General features: G+C 72.3%; 1 protein-coding gene and 1 pseudogene. One reads left to right on the top strand and one right to left on the bottom strand.

Annotated elements, in window-relative coordinates; genetic code table 11:
- Nucleotides 1-182: pseudogene (locus UK12_RS43855) on the bottom strand (DNA-binding response regulator); the annotation flags it as partial.
- Between the two features lie 63 nt (nt 183-245).
- Between UK12_RS43855 and UK12_RS44655 the strand changes: the two are divergent.
- Nucleotides 246-446 (top strand): response regulator transcription factor, encoded by a 201-nt coding sequence (locus tag UK12_RS44655; protein ID WP_269432062.1) that lies wholly within the window; start codon nt 246-248, stop codon nt 444-446.
- The last annotated feature ends 9 nt before the right edge of the window (nt 447-455 follow it).

The raw sequence follows: 455 nt of genomic DNA, 5'->3' as shown, positions 1-455 counted from the left end.
GGATTGGAGAGCCCGGTGGCCATCAGGCGGAGCACCTCCTCCTCCCGGCCAGTCAGGGCGGGCTGCGGCAGGGCCTCGGCGGAGGCCAGCGGGGGGGCGGCGGCCATGCGGCGCAGGGCGGCCGGGCTGAGGACCGGTTCGCCCGCAGCCACCACCCGGGGCGCATCACGGATCTGGCGCACCGGGAGGCGCTTGAGGACGACGCCGCCGGCCCCCGCCCTGAGGGCGGCGGTGACCTATCCGTCGTGCTCGGAGGCGGTGATCACAACCACCTTCCGCGGCTCGGGCGCTCCAATGCGGGGACCGCGGAGTCCCTCACGGTGAGCCTGGAAACTGTCAAGACTCACGTCGAAAACGTGCTGACCAAGCTAGGCGCGCAGCACCGGACCCATGCCGTGGTGATCGCGTACGAGTCCGGCCTGGTGGTCCCGGGCTTCACCGGCTGACCATTGCGA

The organism is Saccharothrix sp. ST-888, from assembly GCF_000955975.1.
Classification (GTDB): Bacteria; Actinomycetota; Actinomycetes; order Streptomycetales; family Streptomycetaceae; genus Kitasatospora.
Note: the sequence above shows the minus strand (reverse complement) of the source record. Positions and strands in the feature narration are given on the sequence as shown.